Below are 16001 nucleotides of genomic sequence, written 5' to 3'. Positions count from 1 at the left end.
GGCCCGAGATGAAGAGACGTAGCCGTATCGATGTTTGCCAAACTTGCCCGCACCGGAGTCCTGATCGCCGCCATCGGCATCGCCGGCTGCAATGATTCGTCGATGAAGGATTTTGCGCCGGAGGCCAACAAGCCGCTGCCGGACAAGATCCTTGCCGACATGAAGGCCAAGGGCATGGTGCGCACCTCTTCGGTGATGGCGCGCATCTTCAAGGAGGAAGGCAAGCTGGAGATCTGGAAGGCCAAGACCAATGGCCGCTACGATCTCGTCGCCACCTACGACATCTGCAAATGGTCGGGAAAGCTCGGCCCCAAATACACCGAGGGCGACCGCCAGGCGCCGGAAGGCTTCTATACGGTGCGTCCGTCGCAGATGAATCCGCGCTCGAGCTACCATCTGTCCTTCAACATCGGCTTTCCCAACGCCTATGACCGCGCCAATGGCCGCACCGGCCAGAACCTGATGGTTCATGGCGCTTGTTCGTCGTCCGGCTGCTATTCGATGACCGATGCCCAGATCGAGCAGATCTATGCCTTCGGCCGCGACGCCTTCCAGGGCGGCCAGACCGAGTTCCAAATCCAGGCCTTTCCGTTCCGCATGACCGCCGCCAACATGGCGCGCTACCGCAACGACCCGAACTACGAGTTCTGGAAGATGCTGAAGGTCGGCTACGACAATTTCGAGATCACCAAGGTGCCGCCGAAGGTCGACGTTTGCGAGAAGCGCTACGTCTTCAACCAGGTGGCGCCGGAAGGCACGACCTTCGACCCGACCGGTCCCTGCCCCGCGACCATGCAGCCTGACTCGTTGAAAACGGCCTACGCCGACTACGAGAAGCGTTATGACGCGGCCTTCAAAGCAGCCGTCAATTCCAGCACGCCGCCGCCGAAGCCGACGATTGCCGGCATCAAGGAAGCGAGCATCGTTTCCGACTGGTCGAAGCGCCGCGCCCGCGGCGAGCGCGTGCCGATCGACCCGCCGTCGCTGAATTCCGACGGCTCGGTGACCGAAACGACCCGCATGGGCCGCATCGATTCCCCGCTCGGCCGCAAGATGGCGGCAGCCGACGCGGAAAAGGAAGCCAAGCGCAAGGCCGAAGAGCAGCGCCTGGCCGCGATCGAGGCGGCCAAGGCCGCCAAGGCAGAGGCAAGGGCGCAGGCGCTGGCCGAGAAGGAGGCCGCCAAGCAGGCGGCGCAGCAGCCGGTCGTCACCGCTGGCGTCGAGGCCGCGCCCGCCCAGCCGGCGCAGGAAACGCAGGCCGCCGCCGACGCCGACCAGGGCACCGTGTCGAAGCTGAAGAAGAAGCTTCTCGGCATGTTCGGCGGCTGAGACTTCCGCTTGGCAAAGCCGCCCGCCATCTACGATCTCAAGGGACTGAACTGTCCGTTGCCGGTGCTGAAGGCTCGCAAGCGGCTGGCTGCGATGCGACCCGGCGCCCGGCTGTGGCTCGAAACCACCGATCCGCTGGCGGTGATCGACATCCCGGCCTTCTGCGCCGATGCCGGCCACCAGCTGCTCGAGACGACGGCCGTCACTGGCGGCCACCGTTTCCTGGTCGAGCGCGGCAACGCGGCTGACCTGCTTGCTTCAGCTTAAAGCCCGGCAATCGCGAGCGGATTGGCTTCCAGCGCCGCGCGGTCCGGCGTGTCGATCGACGGCTTGTTGGTGAAGGCCGCGAACAGCCGCTGGATATAGTCCTGAGGCATGTCGAGCGTGATCAGCACCAGCCTGGTTCCGCGCTGGCCGTCGGGCCAGGCGGGCAGTCTCGCCGGCGGATGCAGGAGCTTCTGCACGCCGTGGATGACCAGCGGCCGCGAGGGATCCTCCGCGAGTTCGATGACGCCCTTCATGCGCAGGAGTTTCTCGCCATGCGTCGAGCGCAGGAGGTCGAGGAACATCTCGATCGCCGAGAACGGCACCGGGCCGTCATGGACAAGCGAGTGCGAGCGCACGCGCGTGCCGTGGCGATGCTCATGATGGTGAGGATCATGGTCGCCGTCATGGTGGTGATGGTCGTGATCATGGTCGTGCGCCGCCTCTTCGCCAAGCCAGCGCCGCACGTCGGCGGACTTGGTTTCAGGATCATAGAGCCCGCAATTGAACAGCGCCGCCGCGCCGGCCTCCTCGACCTCGAGCACGACGGCGCCCGGATTGATCTGCTTGAGCCTTGCCCGCAACGCCTCGACTGCGGCCGCGTCCGCAAGGTCGGTCTTGGTCAGCACGACGCGGTCGGCCACCGCGGCCTGTTTCACCGCCTCGACATGGGCGTCCAGCGTCGCCTCGCCGTTGACAGCGTCGACCAGCGTGATGACGCCGTCGAGCCGGAACGCCTGCACCAGCGCCGGATGCGCCATGATCGACTGCAGCACCGGTGCCGGATCGGCCAGGCCCGTCGTCTCGACGACGACACGGGCCAATTTCGCGATACGGCCGGTCTGCAGCCGGTCGACCAGATCGGCGAGCGTATCGACCAGGTCGCCGCGCACCGTGCAGCAGAGGCAGCCGTCGGAAAGCTGGATGATGCCGTCCGAAGCCTGCTCCACCAGCAGATGGTCGATCGCCACCTCGCCGAACTCGTTGATGATCACCGCCGTATCGGCAAGCGCCGGATCCTTGAGCAGCCGATTGAGCAGCGTCGTCTTGCCGGCGCCGAGAAAGCCGGTGAGCACCGAAACGGGGATGGGAAAGCCGCTCATGGGTTAGCTAATTGGCAGCTTTGACGGGCTGGTCGCCCTGCGCTCCGGCAGCGGCGGTCGCCAGCGGCTCGGCGCCCGGCGGCGCCGGCCTGTCCGGCCGCCAGACCGGCAGCGGCACGTCGGCATAGTTCTGGTCGGTCTGGTCGACGAACGCCTTGGGCGCAGGCCCCGTGGCGCCGCCCAGGCCGACTGCGATGAGCGTAGGATGGGCGAGCTTCACCTGATAGGGCGATTTCGGTTTATTCTTGGCGGCAACCTCGGGCGCCGCCTCAGACTGCTCCGCCTTCGGCTTTTTCGCGCAGATCTCGTCATGCATGTCGTTGGGTGACAGCGTGTCGCCATAGGGCTTGAGAGAGGCCAGCGTGGTCGAACCCGCCGCCGGTTTATCAAAACCCTGGTCGAGCAGCTTTGCCGCCGCTTCGGCGCGGCTGATCGCCGATTTCTCGCCAAGCACCACGGCGACCAGCGTGCGCCCGTTGCGCGTCGCCGAGCCGATCATGTTGAAGCCGGACGGGCAGACGAAGCCGGTCTTCATACCGTCGGCGCCCGGATAGCGGCCGATCAGGAGATTGTAGTTCGGGAGCGCCTTCTTGCCGACCGCAAGGCCTTCGATCGAGAACCACGGGGCATATTGCGGAAAATCATTGCGCAACGCCGTCACCAGCACGGCAAGGTCGCGCGCGGTCGTATACTGTTCCGGCGAGTAGAGCCCGTTCGGGTTGACGAAATGCGTGCCCACCATGCCGAGCCGGGCCGCCTCGGCGTTCATGCGCTCGGCGAACGCGGCCTGCGACCCGCCGATATTCTCGCCGACTGCCATGGCTATGTCGTTGGCCGACTTGACCAGCATCATCTTCAGCGCATTGTCGAGCCGCATCACCGAACCCGGCTTGAAGCCCATCTTGCTCGGCGGCTCGCCGGCCGAATGCTTCGTCACCTTGATCGGCGAATCGAGCGCCACCTCGCCGGCCTGGATCGCGCGGAAGGCGACATAGGCCGTCATCAGTTTGCTGAGCGAGGCCGGATACCAGCGCTTGAACGCGTCCTGATGCTCCAGCACAGAGCCGCTTTTGAGGTCGAAAAGCACGACCGGATTGGCGCGCGCCGTGCCGGCAAGCCCCGGAAGCGCCAGCGCGCCTGCCAGCAACAGGTTGAGGAAATGCCTTTGCCGCATGATCAAATCCGAAATCGCCTCTTGCCGTGATTGCCGCTGGCTCCGTAAGATTTCGTTACCCATCGCCAGCATAATGCGACCCGGCCCTCGACCCCGGGCCGCATTGTTGCGGTGCTATTTACCCTATGTGACGCCAAAATGGCAAAGTGCCATATATTCACAATTGCTGAGCAGTGGCTCTGAACCCGACTGCCGCCAGTCAACCAAGAGATGGACCGACCATGCCGATTCTGAACCGCGCCGCGCAAATGCAGGAAGAAGTTGCCGGCTGGCGACGACATCTGCACCAGACACCGGAGCTGAATTTCGACGTTTTCCAGACTGCCGGTTTCGTCACCGAGAAGCTGACGGCCTTCGGCTGCGACGAAGTGGTGACGGGACTGGGCAAGACCGGCGTCGTCGGCATCATCCGCGGCCGCAAGGGCGATGGCCCGACCATCGGGCTGCGCGCCGACATGGACGCGCTGCCGATCGACGAGATCACCGGCAAGCCGTGGGCCTCGACCGTGCGCGGCAAGATGCATGCCTGCGGCCATGACGGCCACACCGCCATGCTCTTGGGCGCCGCCAAATATCTGGCCGAGACGCGCAATTTCGCTGGCACCGTGGCGGTGATCTTCCAGCCAGCAGAGGAAGGCGGCGGCGGCGGCAACGAAATGGTCAAGGACGGCATGATGGAGCGCTTCGACATCGAAAAAGTGTTCGGCATGCACAATATGCCGGGCCTGCCGGTCGGCCAGTTCGCCATCAAGCCGGGCCCGATCATGGCCGCGACCGCCGAATTCACCATCACCGTCAAGGGCCGCGGCGGCCATGCCGCGATGCCGCACGGCACGATCGACCCGATCGTCATCGCCAGCCAGTTGGTCGGCGCGCTGCAAACCATTGCCTCGCGCAGCACCGATCCGGTCGAGTCCGTGGTGGTGTCGGTGACGAAGTTCCACGCCGGCGACGCCTATAATGTCATCCCCGAAAGCGCCGAGATCGCCGGCACCGTGCGCACGCTGAAGAAAGAAGTGGCCAAGAAATCGGAGGAGCGCATTCGCGCACTCTGCGCCGGCCTCGCCTCCGCCTTCGGCGCTACCATCGAGGTCGATTACGACGCCAATTACCCTGTCACCTTCAACCATGCCGAGGAAACCGTGTTTGCGGGCGACATTGCCGCCGACATCGCCGGCGACAGCCACGTTCACCGCGCCATCCAGCCGGTGATGGGCGGCGAGGATTTTTCCTATATGCTGGAAGCCCGCCCCGGCGCCTTCATCTTCATCGGCAACGGCGACTCCGCCGGCCTGCATCACCCGGCCTACGACTTCAACGACGAGGTCATCCCGCACGGCATGAGCTATTGGGTGAAGCTGGCCGAGACCGCGCTCGCCACCTGAGCGCACCCAGGCGAAGGCGGCGAGCGTCCTGCCAAAACGGCTTGGCCCGCCCGGCCCGCCGAGATGAGTTACAGCCCAAGGGGAGGACAGCATGCCTCTTGGCGAACCGGCCCGAAGCGTTTATGTGTCGGGCCGCGTGGTCCCGTAGCTCAGTAGGATAGAGCGGCAGATTCCTAATCTGTAGGTCACAGGTTCGATTCCTGTCGGGATCACCAACGAAATCAAGGGGTTGGGATCAGATCGGCGCAATTTCATGTCGCGCCATGTTGGTGGCAACCTATGCGACATAGAAAACCGACGGCTGGCGAAGCCGAAGGACTGACATCCGCAGAGGCTGCGTACTTGGATAAGTGGCTCGCCAAGCGCACGGGACCTGTTTCGGTTCGAGAACGAGTGATCGGGTTAATCGTCCCAACCATGATGGCCGCAGCTATTGCGCTGCTGATCTATTGGGGTGGCGGCGGATTCTCGCTCTACGTGTCGCTGTTCGTTGGCTGGATCGGCTCACTGGTGGTAGGGCTTCTGATCCAGCGCCCTAAGGCATGAGCGCACGCGACCTGAAATCGGCCAAGCCTGCGGGCTGGTCGAGAGCTTTCGGGGGGCCATTTGATCCGACGCGCCGGTTTCCACCACGGCGTGGCCCGGATCGCTCCGCCACCAGGAATTGCCGAAGGCAAGCGTGCCGGCCGTATACGACGGTGGGTATCAGAGCGAAGCGAACGGCCCCGAAAGATGGTGCCTGCGCATAAGCGTGGAGAGGCGGTTCGCCGCTTCGGCGAATGCTTCGCCTCCAGAAGCGATCAGCGCCGGTCGTTCGAGCTCGGGCGCTGCCAGAACGCGTTCCCAGAATGCGGCTATGAGTGCGCTCGACCGCGCGAGGTCGGCGGCCACGGCCTGATCGGCGGCCAGCGCCGCCAAATGCCGAGATGTAATGCCGCCGATGCCGGGCGGCACTTTCGCTCCCATGTCGAGAAAGCCCGGAGGCAGCGATCCTTTTAGATTGTGGACGCGATGCTCGACGATGGCGGCGTAGATCTGGTCGACGGCCTGCTTGGCGCCGGCGACACGGGAGGGGTGGTCGGTATCGGCCGCGGCGTGAGGGAGGAGTTCCAGACGCTGGCCATAGGCTTCGACCAGTCTGAGATAGGGCAGCATTGGTCCCGAAAGCGTGCTGCCGTCCTTGAACAGGTCCGCATCGATCGCCGCATGGGAAACGCGCCCTGACGCCAGCGCGCGCTCCAGTGCTGCCACATCGACCAGCTCGCCGCGATCGTAGTTGATGAGCACCGCGCCGTGGTTGAGGAGGGAGAGGACTTCATCTCCGATCAGTCCGGCATTGGCGTATCGCTGCTGGCCGGCATCGTAGGGACCGAGGCCTAGGTGGACCGAAAGCGCGTCGGCGCCGCGCGCGGCGTCTTCCATGGTCTCGGCATAGTCGAAGCCTTCCGCCTCGATCCATTTATGGTGACGGGACCGCGCATGGATGGTGACCCGCATGCCGAAGGCCTGGCCGAGCCTGGCGAATTCCCGGCCGATATTGCCGTAGCCGATCACCGCCAGCCTTTTGCCTTCGAGCTTCTCGGTCGGATAATGCCGCAGATCTTTTCCGGTATCGAACTGCCCGCCGGCGACCAGGGTGTTGAGCTTGTCCACGGGGAGATCCGGCCTGACTTTCAGCAGCGCCTTCATGGCCATTTGCGCGGTGGCGCGGCTGTTGATGCCGGGCGTGTTCATCAACGGCGCTTCGCCGCCTTCCCCGCTGCCTCCGCCCCAGGATGCCGAGCCCATATTGCCGGTGCCGGCGCCGATACGCACGCCGCCAAGGCGGAACCTGGTCTCCGCCGGAATGAAGGTCGCGGCGGCGATGACGGCGTCGTAGCGGCCGTCACCGGCCTCTGCCAGCAATTCGTCACGCGTGCTCAATTGCGGCAGGTAGAAGAAATGCAGCCTGTCGGGATCAAGTGGGCCGGCCTCGGCGATGCCTGTCTGGTGGAATACCCCACCCTTGGCTTCGATATAGGCCTTGACCTCGCTGTGGTCGGGATTGCCGTCCGCGCCAAAGCGCAGCCCGACAAAATCGCAAATCAGAATATTGGCTGATGTCATGGAGCGTGGTTTCCCTGCAGCTCCCTCCAGCTACTCCAATCCGTCATCCGATAGACCGACGCGAAGCGGCATATCCGGGTCGCAACCGAGAAATCTGCCTTCAGGAAGCTAGAACCTGTCGGCGCCGGCCGGGTCAGCCTGAGATAATTTCGTAGTGAAGGATCTGGGCGTCGCCGAGGGACGATCTGCGTCCGGGCGAGATGACGCCGGAGCCGAAGAGAAGAATATCTTCGCGGCGTATGAACACTTCATGACCGGGTCCCATCGACACAAATGTGCCCGACGAGCTTCGCTCGATAAGGCGCGCTTTACCATTCGAAATGGTGAAAGTCGCGTGGTGCCTTGAAACCCAGGGCCGCTGGACGACGATATCGCATTCCGGAGATCGGCCGATCGTCACCAGTTCGTTGTTTCGGCAGGATCGCGACTGATCTCCATAATGGATGATCAGATTGACCTGCGGCGGCGGGGCAGAGCGCCTATCGACAAAGGTACCTCGGTTGGCGATGTGCGTGCTGAGGGCCTCATTGTCGCTTCGCAGCGTATAGACATCGAAGAGTTCTTGCTTGCCCTTGAAGGCCATCTTGTCGAGGAGCCGCAAGGTACTGCGGCTGCCCGCGGAAAGGGCTTCGAAGAAGCTCTGGCTGATCAGGACCTCCCCGGGGTTGGCCGTGGCGGACAACCTTGCGGTGACATTGACAACGTCGCCGAATACCGCGTCCCGCGCGCGAATGACCGCTCCGAAATGCAATCCGATCCGGGCGATCAAGGGCTTTTTCGACAGTTGATGGCTGATTTGGCAGACCGCCATCAGCGCCGCCTCCGAGCTCTCGAACAGGCTGAGCACATCATCGCCCTTCGAGTAAATGAAGTCGCCGCCGTGTTGGGCGACGATCTCGCGTATCGCGTCGAGGCAATCCGAGACCTGCCGCAAAGCGGCATCGTCGCCGATGCGCTCATAGAGCGGCGTGCTGCCCACGACGTCAGCCAAGAGGACCGCGGCTAGAACTCTTTCCTGATCCATCGACTCGTGTCCGCCCCGAGAACGAAGCGTATATAACATACCAAGGCCGACTTTGACTTATCCATGGGCGCGCCAAAAGGGCCGGCGGCAACTGGGCAAGTGCTTTGGCGCGATTATCTCGCACGGACAGGCATCTGCCTTCGCTCATCCCGCCAAACGGGTTATCGGCTCAGAAATAGCGGCGAAAAACATTTCGTATCTTTAACCCGGGCTGCCGGCCGCCGGATTGGCGATGATTGCGGCCCGGAAGCGGGCGACGAAATCGTCGAGCGCGGGGCGTTCGGCATCCGAGATCGCCCAGTAGGAGAAGGCGTCGTCTGTCCAGTGGACCAGCAGGAAACCGCCTGCCGACAGATCGTCCGCCACCGGCACCGATTTGGCCTCGTTCTGCCGTGGCGCCGCCACCAGCGTGATCAGATGCTCATGATGGCGGTAGACCAGAGCCGGCATCGGCCTGTCGCCGATCACCTCGACGCGTCCGCCAAGCAGGGCGTAACCATCCTTGGCCATGTCGGGCGCCGCCGGCGAGACGCCGATGCGGCCGTCGAGCCATGGCTTCACCGTGTGGCGGTCGGACGAGACGATGTCGACCGGGGTCGCCGCGAGCAGGCTGCGGCGATGGCCGTTGGCGACGGCCACGGCAAAGCTGTCGGACCCATTGTCCGCCGTCGCCAGCCACTGCGTCGCGCCGCTGGCCAGAAACGCCGTCAGCGCGATCGAGGCCGCCATCTGGCGCCAGTCGAAGGAGTCGAACCAGCGTGCCGCGCGCGGCCGCATCTCGACGACATTGCCTTGCTGCTGTTGCGGCTGTGACTGCGCCTTCACGGCTGTAGATTGGACGGCTTCGTCGGCCCCACTCACCTCGGCGATGGCCGCAATGCGGGCCAGAAAATCGTCGCGGACCGTCTGACGCGGCACATTGGCGACAGCGCCGCGCAGCGCCACCAGGCGCGCGTGTTCGGCGGCCAGCGCCGGATCGGCGGCCATGCGCCGCTCGACCGCCAAAGCGGCCGCGGCATCGAGCTCGCCATCGACAAGGGCGTGGATCATCAGCTTCATATCCTGCGGGTCTTGCGGCAATCCATCCTCACGCGGGCGATTTTCATGCGGGCTCATGTCGCCCTCCAAGTTCCGTCATCAAGAGGCCGCGGGCTCTCGCCAGCCGCGACATCACCGTGCCCTGCGGCACTCCGAGCATGGCGGCGATCTCGCGGTAGCTGAGACCGTTGATGTCGCGCAGCACAAGTGTTTCGCGGAACGCTTGCGGGAGCCTGGCGATCGCCGCTTCCACCGCCGCCGAATTGGCCTTGGCGATCAGCGCCGCCTCCGGGCTGTCGGTGTCAGTGTCGGGCGGCGGCGACACGTCGTCGAGATCGGCGAGGTCGCCGACGGCGACCACGCTGCGCGGGCGGTTGCGCGCCATCCATGTGTAGGAAGCGTTGCGCACGATGGTGAGCAGCCATGCGCGGGGATTTCCCCCAGCGAACCCTGCAATGCCCGCATGCGCCTTGAGGCAGGCCTCCTGCACCACATCCTCGGCGTCGGCTTGATTGCCCGTGAGCCAGCGGGCAAGCGACAGCGCATCGCCAAGATGCGGCAGCACCACTTCGGCAAAACGCGCTGCCAGCATCTTTTCGCTCAACACCGTTCCGCCGTCGGGCGCTCCCGCAATGGGTTTGCCGCCCTCAGCGGGAGGCGACGATCTGTCCCTGCTCGTGTGGGCGAAGATCGCGACCGCAGGCGATGGCGCCTGCTTCGAGGGAGGAGAAGGCATTGGTGTCACCGGAGTCAAGTGTCTCGGAAGCAAGGCGTGCCTCGGAAGAGGACGGCGCATCGCTGGCTGCAAAGGGGCGGTCGCCGTCATGGTCGTGGATCTCGATGGTTGCGATCGGCACGGATCAGGGCCGGCGGCGAGGCGGTATCGCCCGGACCGGATGCGCCCGGCTCATCCGCTCCATAGGACGCCGGCGGCTGACGCCTTCGCCTTGTTCACATGCGTATTCGTCTTCGCGCCGCTTCATGGTCGGTCTCCTGCTGTTGCGCACAAATGGCGCATGCTCTGGAGACCCGCAGACCGGGCGGTTTATTCCCGGCCGGTCGGCTTTTTCGTTAACGCCAACTTGATCGAACGGCGTGCGGGCCTACAGCGCCTGCAGCGCAAGCCCCGCCAGCGCGGATCCCGCCAGCGTCGGCAGCATGCCGAGTTTCAGCCTGAACATGGCGACCATCGCCGCCGCCGACAGAAGCGCGGCGCGCCAGTCGAGCGAGGACAGGACCGGAACCTCCACGCCCCAGCCGACGCTTGCGACCTTGCCGAAGACGACATGCAGCGCGAACCACAGCGCAAGGTTCATGATGACGCCCACCACCGCCGCGGTGATCGCGCCGAGCGCCCCCGCCAGCGCCCGGTTCTGCCGCAGCTGCTCGATGTAGGGCGCGCCTAAAAATATCCAGAAGAAGCACGGGACGAAAGTAGCCCAGAGCGTCAGCGCCGACCCGAGCGATCCGGCAAGCAAAGGATTGATTGCACCGGCATGGCGATAGGCGGCGGCGAAGCCGACGAATTGCAGCACCAGGATCAGCGGCCCGGGCGTCGTTTCGGCAAGCCCCAGCCCGTCGACCATCTGTCCAGGCGAAAGCCAGCCGAACGAGGTCACCGCCGCCTGTGCCACATAGGCGAGAACCGCATAGGCGCCGCCGAATGTGACCACGGCCATCAGGCTGAAGAAACCGCCGATCTGCGTCCACACGCTGCCCGGCCCCGCCAGCACGGCGACCAGTGCTACAGGCCCCAGCCAGAGCGGCAGCCAGATGGCGATGGTGCGGGCCGCATGCCATCTGGTCGGCACGGTGTGGCCGAGCTCACCGCGCTCGAACATCAGGTCGACCACGCCTTTGATGTCGGCGACGCTGCCCTTGCCATGTGCCGAGCCGGAAAACAGCCGTGGCGCAAACCGATTGCCGATCCAGCCGATGAGGCCTGCCGCGAGCACGATCAGCGGGAACGGCACTCTGGCGACGTAGATGGCGAGGAAGGCCGCCACCGCGATCACGATCATGGCCCGGTTCTTCAGCGCCCGCTTGCCGATGCGGATCACGGCTTCGACGACGACGGCAAGCACCGCCGCCTTGACGCCGAAGAACAGCGCCTCGACGACCGGTGCATCGTTGTAGAGCATGTAGAAGCTGCTCAAGCCCAGCATGACCAGCGCGCCCGGCAGCACGAACAGGCTGCCGGCGACGAGACCGCCTGCCGTCCGATGCAGGAGCCAGCCGATATAGACGGCAAGCTGCTGCGCCTCGGGCCCGGGCAGGAGCATGCAGTAGTTGAGCGCGTGCAGGAACCGCTCCTCGCCGATCCAGCGGCGCTCCTCGACCAGTTCCTTGTGCATCAGCGCGATCTGCCCGGCCGGCCCGCCGAAGGACAGCAGGCCGATCTTGGCCCACAGCCGCGTCGCCTCGCGAAAGCTCGGCACGGTCGGGACATCGACCAGCGGCGCGGCGTCGTTCTTGGCGAGTGCTGTCATTACGCCTTGCCTCCGACCGGCCAGTTATGCGTCTCGTCGGTGGCGTCGCGGCACCAGCGGAAGAAGGCGTCATAGAGGAGCATGCCGGCTTGGAGCTGCTCGAGGTCGTCGCGGAACATGCGCGACAGGCCGAGCGAGGCGGCGAGGAACCCGGCCGCCTGCGGCACGAGGTCGAGGCGCGCCGTATCGGCGCCGCGCACGATCAGCGCCAGGCGATCGAGCGCTTCGACGCGCAGACCGAATTCCTCGATCATCGTGTCGAAAGTGCAGCGATCGCCACGATGGCTCCAGAACACGCCTTCTATGTCGAAGGGAACCGCTGCGAAGCGATCGGCCACAAGAGGCACCTCGGCTGGATCGACGAACAGGAAAACCGCCTCGGGATCGACGAAGCGGCGGATCAGCCAGGGGCAGGCGATGCGGTCGACCTTCGGCCGCGAACGCGTGACCCATACGGTGCGGCCCTTCTCGTCGCGGGGCGGGATCGCGCCGGCGCTGACCAACGGCGCCCTGGCGGCGACCCAGGCCTCGAAGCCGCCTTCAAGCGATTCCGCCGGAATGCCTTCGTGGCGCAGCCACGCGGCAACGCCTTGCGAGAGTTTCTGTCCCCTCTGGCAGATCACGACGACTTTGCGCCCCGAAAATTCCGACGCCCAGCTTGAGACAGTCCTGAAATCGCGCCGGCATGACGCCGGCAACAGGCGCGGATCGGCTTCATAGTCCTCGTCGATGCGCACATCGACCAGGCAAGGCGCATCGGGCAAGCCGACGAGACGGGAAAGCTGCGGAACGGTGATTGCGGTTGTTGACGGCATAGCGTCCACCTCCTGAGCAAAGAGAGTTTGGACGCGATCGTTGGGCTGACGCCTCACGGGGTCGTCGCGGGGAACCCCTTGCCGGAATGCTGGAACGATCACCGCCGATTGTCAAGGAAGGCGTTGCCTCCGACCGCCTTCGTTTTGCGATCGCCGTTGCGCTTACTGCGCCGTCCAGCCGCCATCCATCGGCAGGGTCGTGCCGGTGATCTGCCTAGCGGCGTCCGAGCACAGGAACAAAGTCAGCGCCGCCAGTTCCTCGACGGTGACGAATTCCTTGGTCGGCTGCGCCGCAAGCAGCACGTCGTGCTTGACCTGTTCCTCGGTCATGCCGCGCGCCTTCATCGTGTCGGGAATCTGCTTCTCGACCAGCGGCGTCCAGACATAGCCGGGCGCGATCGCATTTACGGTGATGCCGTCCTGCGCCACTTCCAGCGCCACCGTCTTGGTCAGGCCGGCGATGCCGTGCTTGGCCGAGACATAGGCCGACTTGAACGGCGAGGCGACCAGCGCATGCGCCGAAGCCGTGTTGATGATGCGGCCCCATTTGCGGCTCTTCATGCCGGGCACCGCCGCCTTGATGGCGTAGAAGGCGGCGAGAAGATTGATGCGGATGATGGCTTCCCATTTGTCGTCGGGAAATTCCTCGATCGGCGCGACATGCTGGATGCCGGCATTGTTGACCAGGATGTCGAGGCTGCCGAATGCCGCCTCGGCCTCGTGGATCATGGCGGTGACGGCGGCGCCGTCCATCATGTTGGCGCCCGAGTAACGGCACTTGACGCCGAAATCCTTTTCGATGCCGGCCCGCTCCTGCTCGATCGCCGCCGCGTCGCCCAGGCCGTTGATGGTGACGTTGGCGCCCTCTGCGGCGAAGGCACGGGCGATTGCAAGGCCGATGCCGCTGGTCGAGCCGGTGACGAGCGCATTCTTCGAAGACAGGGAACCCATGGGAGATCTCGCAAGAGGTGGGAGGGACTTATCAACGCAACGAGTTGGGAGAGCAGATAGTTGGTGCAGTGCAGCACGACAATGGCACGGCCATGTGTCGGCTCGATTACACCGCGGCAGCGCCATTTTGCCGGCTCCGTGGCGGCGTGTCGCCGGGCTGACACGGCACTGTCATGCTGCCATGCAACATATTTGCCAGCGCATTCGCGCGGGTCATTTCAAACCTTACTGGGGCACCAGCCATGGAAATCGCCGATGTCGTGAAGCGAGCCTATGCCATGCCGCTCACCAACCCCTCCTTCCCGCCCGGCCCTTATCGTTTCTTCGACCGCGAATACATCATCATCACCTACCGCACGACGCGCGAGGCGCTGGAAGCCGTCGTGCCGGCGCCGCTCGAGATCGACGAGCCGCTGGTCAAATACGAATTCATCCGCATGCCGGACTCGACCGGTTTCGGCGACTACACCGAGACCGGCCAGGTCATTCCGGTGCGCTACAAGGGCCAGCACGGCGGCTACGTGCATTCCATGTATCTCGACGATGACGCGCCGATCGCCGGCGGCCGCGAGCTCTGGGGTTTTCCAAAAAAGCTCGCCAACCCCAAGATCGTGCATGAGGGCGAGGTGGTGGTCGGCACATTGCATTATGGCAGCGTGCTCTGCGCCACCGGCACCATGGGCTACAAGCACAGCGAAGCCGACCACGACCAGGTGCTCGCCTCGCTCGCCGCGCCCAATTTCCTCATCAAGATCATCCCGCATGTCGACGGCAGCCCACGCATCTGCGAGCTGGTCCGCTACTACCTCACCGACATCACGCTGAAGGAGGCCTGGACGGCGCCCGCCGCGCTCGACCTTCGGCCGCATGTCATGGCCGATGTCGCCAAGCTGCCTGTGCTCGACATCGTCTCGGCCGTTCACTTCACCGCCGACCTGACGCTGGGTCTCGGCGAAGTCGTGCATGATTATCTCGCAGACCGCGGCCGATCGGCTGCCGGCGCGAAGGAACTGGAGAAAGCCGGTGCTTGAGCGTACCCGCAACAAGGCGGCCGCCGCCACCATCGCGGAAATCACGGCGCAATATGACCGCATTGCCCTGGTCTTTCAGGGCGGCGGCGCACTCGGCGCCTACCAGGCGGGGGTCTATCAGGCGCTTGCCGACGCCGGCTGCGAGCCGACCTGGCTGTCCGGCGTCTCGATTGGCGCCATCAACGCCTCGATCATCGCCGGCAACGAGCCTAGCCGCCGCCTGCAGCGGCTGGAGCAGTTCTGGCAGACGATCTCGGGCCGCAAGATATGGGCCTATACGCCCGAGGGCGACATCTATCGCGATATCCGCAACCAGACCTCGTCATTGATGACCATGACGATGGGCCAGCCGGGCTTCTTCAAGCCGCGCAGCCCGAACCCCTGGTTCCAGCTGGCGGGAGCCGAAGGCGCCACCAGCTTCTACGACACCGCCGAGCTCAAGGACACGCTGGAAAGCCTGATCGACTTCGACGTGCTGAACGACGGCAAGAAGCGCTTGAGCGTCGGCGCGGTCAATGTCAGGACCGGCAACTTCGTCTATTTCGACACCGACAAGGTGCGCATCGGGCCGGAGCACATCATGGCGAGCGGCGCGCTGCCGCCGGCCTTCCCCTCGATCCGCATCGAAGGCGAGTATTACTGGGACGGCGGCATCGTCTCCAACACGCCGCTGCAATATCTGCTCGACCAGGAGGAGGACCGCTCCTCGCTGGTGTTCCAGGTCGATCTGTTCAGCGCCCGCGGCGTGTTGCCGCGCGGCTTGGCCGATGTCCTGTCGCGCCACAAGGACATCATGTATTCCAGCCGCACGCGCCAGAATACGGACAATTTCCAGCGCATCCATGCGCTCAAGATGAAGCTGCTCGACGCGCTGAAGCGCGTGCCGCCGGACCAGCTCAAGGACGGCGAGAGGGAACTGATGGCCGATTATTCCGACGCCGGCGTGGTCAACATCGTCCACCTGATCTATCAGCACAAAGGCTACGAAGGCCACGCCAAGGACTACGAGTTTTCCGGTACCTCGATGCGCGAGCACTGGGAAATGGGCCTGGAAGACACCGAGCGCACGCTGCGTCACAAGAAGTGGCTGATGCTGCCCGACAACGCCGACGGCGTGACCATCCACGACCTGCATCGCGAAGATCCGATCTGATATTTGCATCCGCCACAAGCGGAGCAATCTCGGGAAAAAGTCACAGCGGCCGCTCGCCTGGGAGCCCGCAAACTGTGAAGCTCTGCTTCACAGGCCATCAACATTGTCGCGGATAGCCGCCTCGCGGAGAGCGGGCTTA

At 64.6% G+C, this 16001-nt stretch carries 16 protein-coding genes and 1 tRNA gene; 7 read left to right on the top strand and 10 right to left on the bottom strand.

What is annotated here, in order from left to right; translation table 11 throughout:
* Positions 1-30 precede the first annotated feature (30 nt).
* Entirely contained in the window at positions 31-1329 is a 1299-nt protein-coding gene (locus LB552_RS19200) for a murein L,D-transpeptidase family protein (RefSeq protein ID WP_224527320.1), read from the top strand.
* Positions 1330-1338: 9 nt separating this feature from the next.
* The gene (locus tag LB552_RS19195) at positions 1339-1596 is read left to right on the top strand and encodes a sulfurtransferase TusA family protein (RefSeq protein ID WP_140843167.1); all 258 of its coding nucleotides are present in this window, start codon (positions 1339-1341) and stop codon (positions 1594-1596) included.
* Here LB552_RS19195 and LB552_RS19190 read toward each other — a convergent pair.
* The gene (locus LB552_RS19190) at positions 1593-2696 is read right to left on the bottom strand and encodes a CobW family GTP-binding protein (RefSeq protein WP_224609378.1); all 1104 of its coding nucleotides are present in this window, start codon (positions 2694-2696) and stop codon (positions 1593-1595) included. The genes LB552_RS19195 and LB552_RS19190 overlap by 4 nt on opposite strands.
* Positions 2697-2703: 7 nt before the next feature.
* Positions 2704-3870: a D-alanyl-D-alanine carboxypeptidase family protein gene (locus tag LB552_RS19185; RefSeq protein WP_224609375.1), complete on the bottom strand. Its 1167-nt coding sequence runs from the start codon at positions 3868-3870 to the stop codon at positions 2704-2706.
* Positions 3871-4091: 221 nt separating this feature from the next.
* Between LB552_RS19185 and LB552_RS19180 the strand changes: the two genes are divergently transcribed.
* The 3 genes from LB552_RS19180 (at position 4092) to LB552_RS19170 (ending at position 5801) form a co-directional block, all read left to right on the top strand.
* Positions 4092-5255 (top strand): M20 aminoacylase family protein, encoded by a 1164-nt coding sequence (locus LB552_RS19180; RefSeq protein WP_224602368.1) that lies wholly within the window; start codon positions 4092-4094, stop codon positions 5253-5255.
* Positions 5256-5393: 138 nt separating this feature from the next.
* Positions 5394-5470, top strand: a tRNA-Arg gene (locus tag LB552_RS19175).
* Positions 5471-5597: 127 nt separating this feature from the next.
* The gene (locus tag LB552_RS19170) at positions 5598-5801 is read left to right on the top strand and encodes a hypothetical protein (RefSeq protein WP_224609372.1); all 204 of its coding nucleotides are present in this window, start codon (positions 5598-5600) and stop codon (positions 5799-5801) included.
* A 159-nt stretch (positions 5802-5960) separates the two neighbouring features.
* On the opposite strand, the gene LB552_RS19165 is transcribed toward LB552_RS19170, so the two are convergent.
* The 8 genes from LB552_RS19165 to LB552_RS19130 all read right to left on the bottom strand — a co-directional run bounded on the left by LB552_RS19165 (position 5961) and on the right by LB552_RS19130 (position 13678).
* A complete protein-coding gene (locus tag LB552_RS19165; RefSeq protein WP_224609369.1) occupies positions 5961-7361 on the bottom strand; it encodes an NAD(P)-dependent oxidoreductase in 1401 nt (466 codons plus the stop codon).
* 133 nt (positions 7362-7494) lie between these two features.
* Positions 7495-8385: an adenylate/guanylate cyclase domain-containing protein gene (locus LB552_RS19160; protein ID WP_224609366.1), complete on the bottom strand. Its 891-nt coding sequence runs from the start codon at positions 8383-8385 to the stop codon at positions 7495-7497.
* Between the two features lie 201 nt (positions 8386-8586).
* Positions 8587-9501 (bottom strand): anti-sigma factor family protein, encoded by a 915-nt coding sequence (locus LB552_RS19155; RefSeq protein WP_224609363.1) that lies wholly within the window; start codon positions 9499-9501, stop codon positions 8587-8589.
* Positions 9488-10027: a sigma-70 family RNA polymerase sigma factor gene (locus LB552_RS19150; protein ID WP_224609360.1), complete on the bottom strand. Its 540-nt coding sequence runs from the start codon at positions 10025-10027 to the stop codon at positions 9488-9490. Before LB552_RS19150 ends, LB552_RS19155 begins: the two co-directional genes overlap by 14 nt.
* A 43-nt stretch (positions 10028-10070) precedes the next feature.
* Positions 10071-10280: a hypothetical protein gene (locus tag LB552_RS19145; protein WP_224527262.1), complete on the bottom strand. Its 210-nt coding sequence runs from the start codon at positions 10278-10280 to the stop codon at positions 10071-10073.
* A 246-nt stretch (positions 10281-10526) separates the two neighbouring features.
* On the bottom strand, positions 10527-11912 hold the full coding sequence (chrA, locus tag LB552_RS19140; protein ID WP_224609357.1) for a chromate efflux transporter: 1386 nt from the start codon (positions 11910-11912) through the stop codon (positions 10527-10529).
* Entirely contained in the window at positions 11912-12727 is an 816-nt protein-coding gene (locus tag LB552_RS19135) for a chromate resistance protein ChrB domain-containing protein (RefSeq protein ID WP_224609354.1), read from the bottom strand. Before LB552_RS19135 ends, chrA begins: the two co-directional genes overlap by 1 nt.
* Before the next feature lie 162 nt (positions 12728-12889).
* Positions 12890-13678: a 3-hydroxybutyrate dehydrogenase gene (locus LB552_RS19130; protein ID WP_224609352.1), complete on the bottom strand. Its 789-nt coding sequence runs from the start codon at positions 13676-13678 to the stop codon at positions 12890-12892.
* Positions 13679-13920: 242 nt separating this feature from the next.
* Between LB552_RS19130 and LB552_RS19125 the strand changes: the two genes are divergently transcribed.
* Positions 13921-14709, top strand: coding sequence for an acetoacetate decarboxylase (locus LB552_RS19125; RefSeq protein ID WP_095767412.1), 789 nt, complete (start codon positions 13921-13923; stop codon positions 14707-14709).
* Entirely contained in the window at positions 14702-15862 is a 1161-nt protein-coding gene (locus LB552_RS19120; protein WP_224609349.1) for a patatin-like phospholipase family protein, read from the top strand. The genes LB552_RS19125 and LB552_RS19120 overlap by 8 nt, the downstream gene beginning before the upstream one ends.
* Positions 15863-16001 lie beyond the last annotated feature (139 nt).

The sequence above is a fragment of the Mesorhizobium sp. CA7 genome, assembly GCF_020165015.1.
In the GTDB taxonomy this organism is placed as follows: domain Bacteria; phylum Pseudomonadota; class Alphaproteobacteria; order Rhizobiales; family Rhizobiaceae; genus Mesorhizobium.
The sequence above is the reverse complement of the archived record's forward strand: the minus strand, read 5'-3'. Positions and strand labels throughout refer to the sequence as shown.

What these genes read in the sequence shown, in the direction of transcription:
- LB552_RS19200 (WP_224527320.1), top strand. Translation starts at nt 31, where the DNA reads ATGTTTGCCAAACTTGCCCGCACCGGAGTCCTGATCGCCGCCATCGGC.
- LB552_RS19190 (WP_224609378.1), bottom strand. Translation starts at nt 2,696, where the DNA reads ATGAGCGGCTTTCCCATCCCCGTTTCGGTGCTCACCGGCTTTCTCGGC.
- LB552_RS19185 (WP_224609375.1), bottom strand. Translation starts at nt 3,870, where the DNA reads ATGCGGCAAAGGCATTTCCTCAACCTGTTGCTGGCAGGCGCGCTGGCG.
- LB552_RS19180 (WP_224602368.1), top strand. Translation starts at nt 4,092, where the DNA reads ATGCCGATTCTGAACCGCGCCGCGCAAATGCAGGAAGAAGTTGCCGGC.
- LB552_RS19165 (WP_224609369.1), bottom strand. Translation starts at nt 7,361, where the DNA reads ATGACATCAGCCAATATTCTGATTTGCGATTTTGTCGGGCTGCGCTTT.
- LB552_RS19160 (WP_224609366.1), bottom strand. Translation starts at nt 8,385, where the DNA reads ATGGATCAGGAAAGAGTTCTAGCCGCGGTCCTCTTGGCTGACGTCGTG.
- LB552_RS19155 (WP_224609363.1), bottom strand. Translation starts at nt 9,501, where the DNA reads ATGAGCCCGCATGAAAATCGCCCGCGTGAGGATGGATTGCCGCAAGAC.
- chrA (WP_224609357.1), bottom strand. Translation starts at nt 11,912, where the DNA reads ATGACAGCACTCGCCAAGAACGACGCCGCGCCGCTGGTCGATGTCCCG.
- LB552_RS19135 (WP_224609354.1), bottom strand. Translation starts at nt 12,727, where the DNA reads ATGCCGTCAACAACCGCAATCACCGTTCCGCAGCTTTCCCGTCTCGTC.
- LB552_RS19130 (WP_224609352.1), bottom strand. Translation starts at nt 13,678, where the DNA reads ATGGGTTCCCTGTCTTCGAAGAATGCGCTCGTCACCGGCTCGACCAGC.
- LB552_RS19125 (WP_095767412.1), top strand. Translation starts at nt 13,921, where the DNA reads ATGGAAATCGCCGATGTCGTGAAGCGAGCCTATGCCATGCCGCTCACC.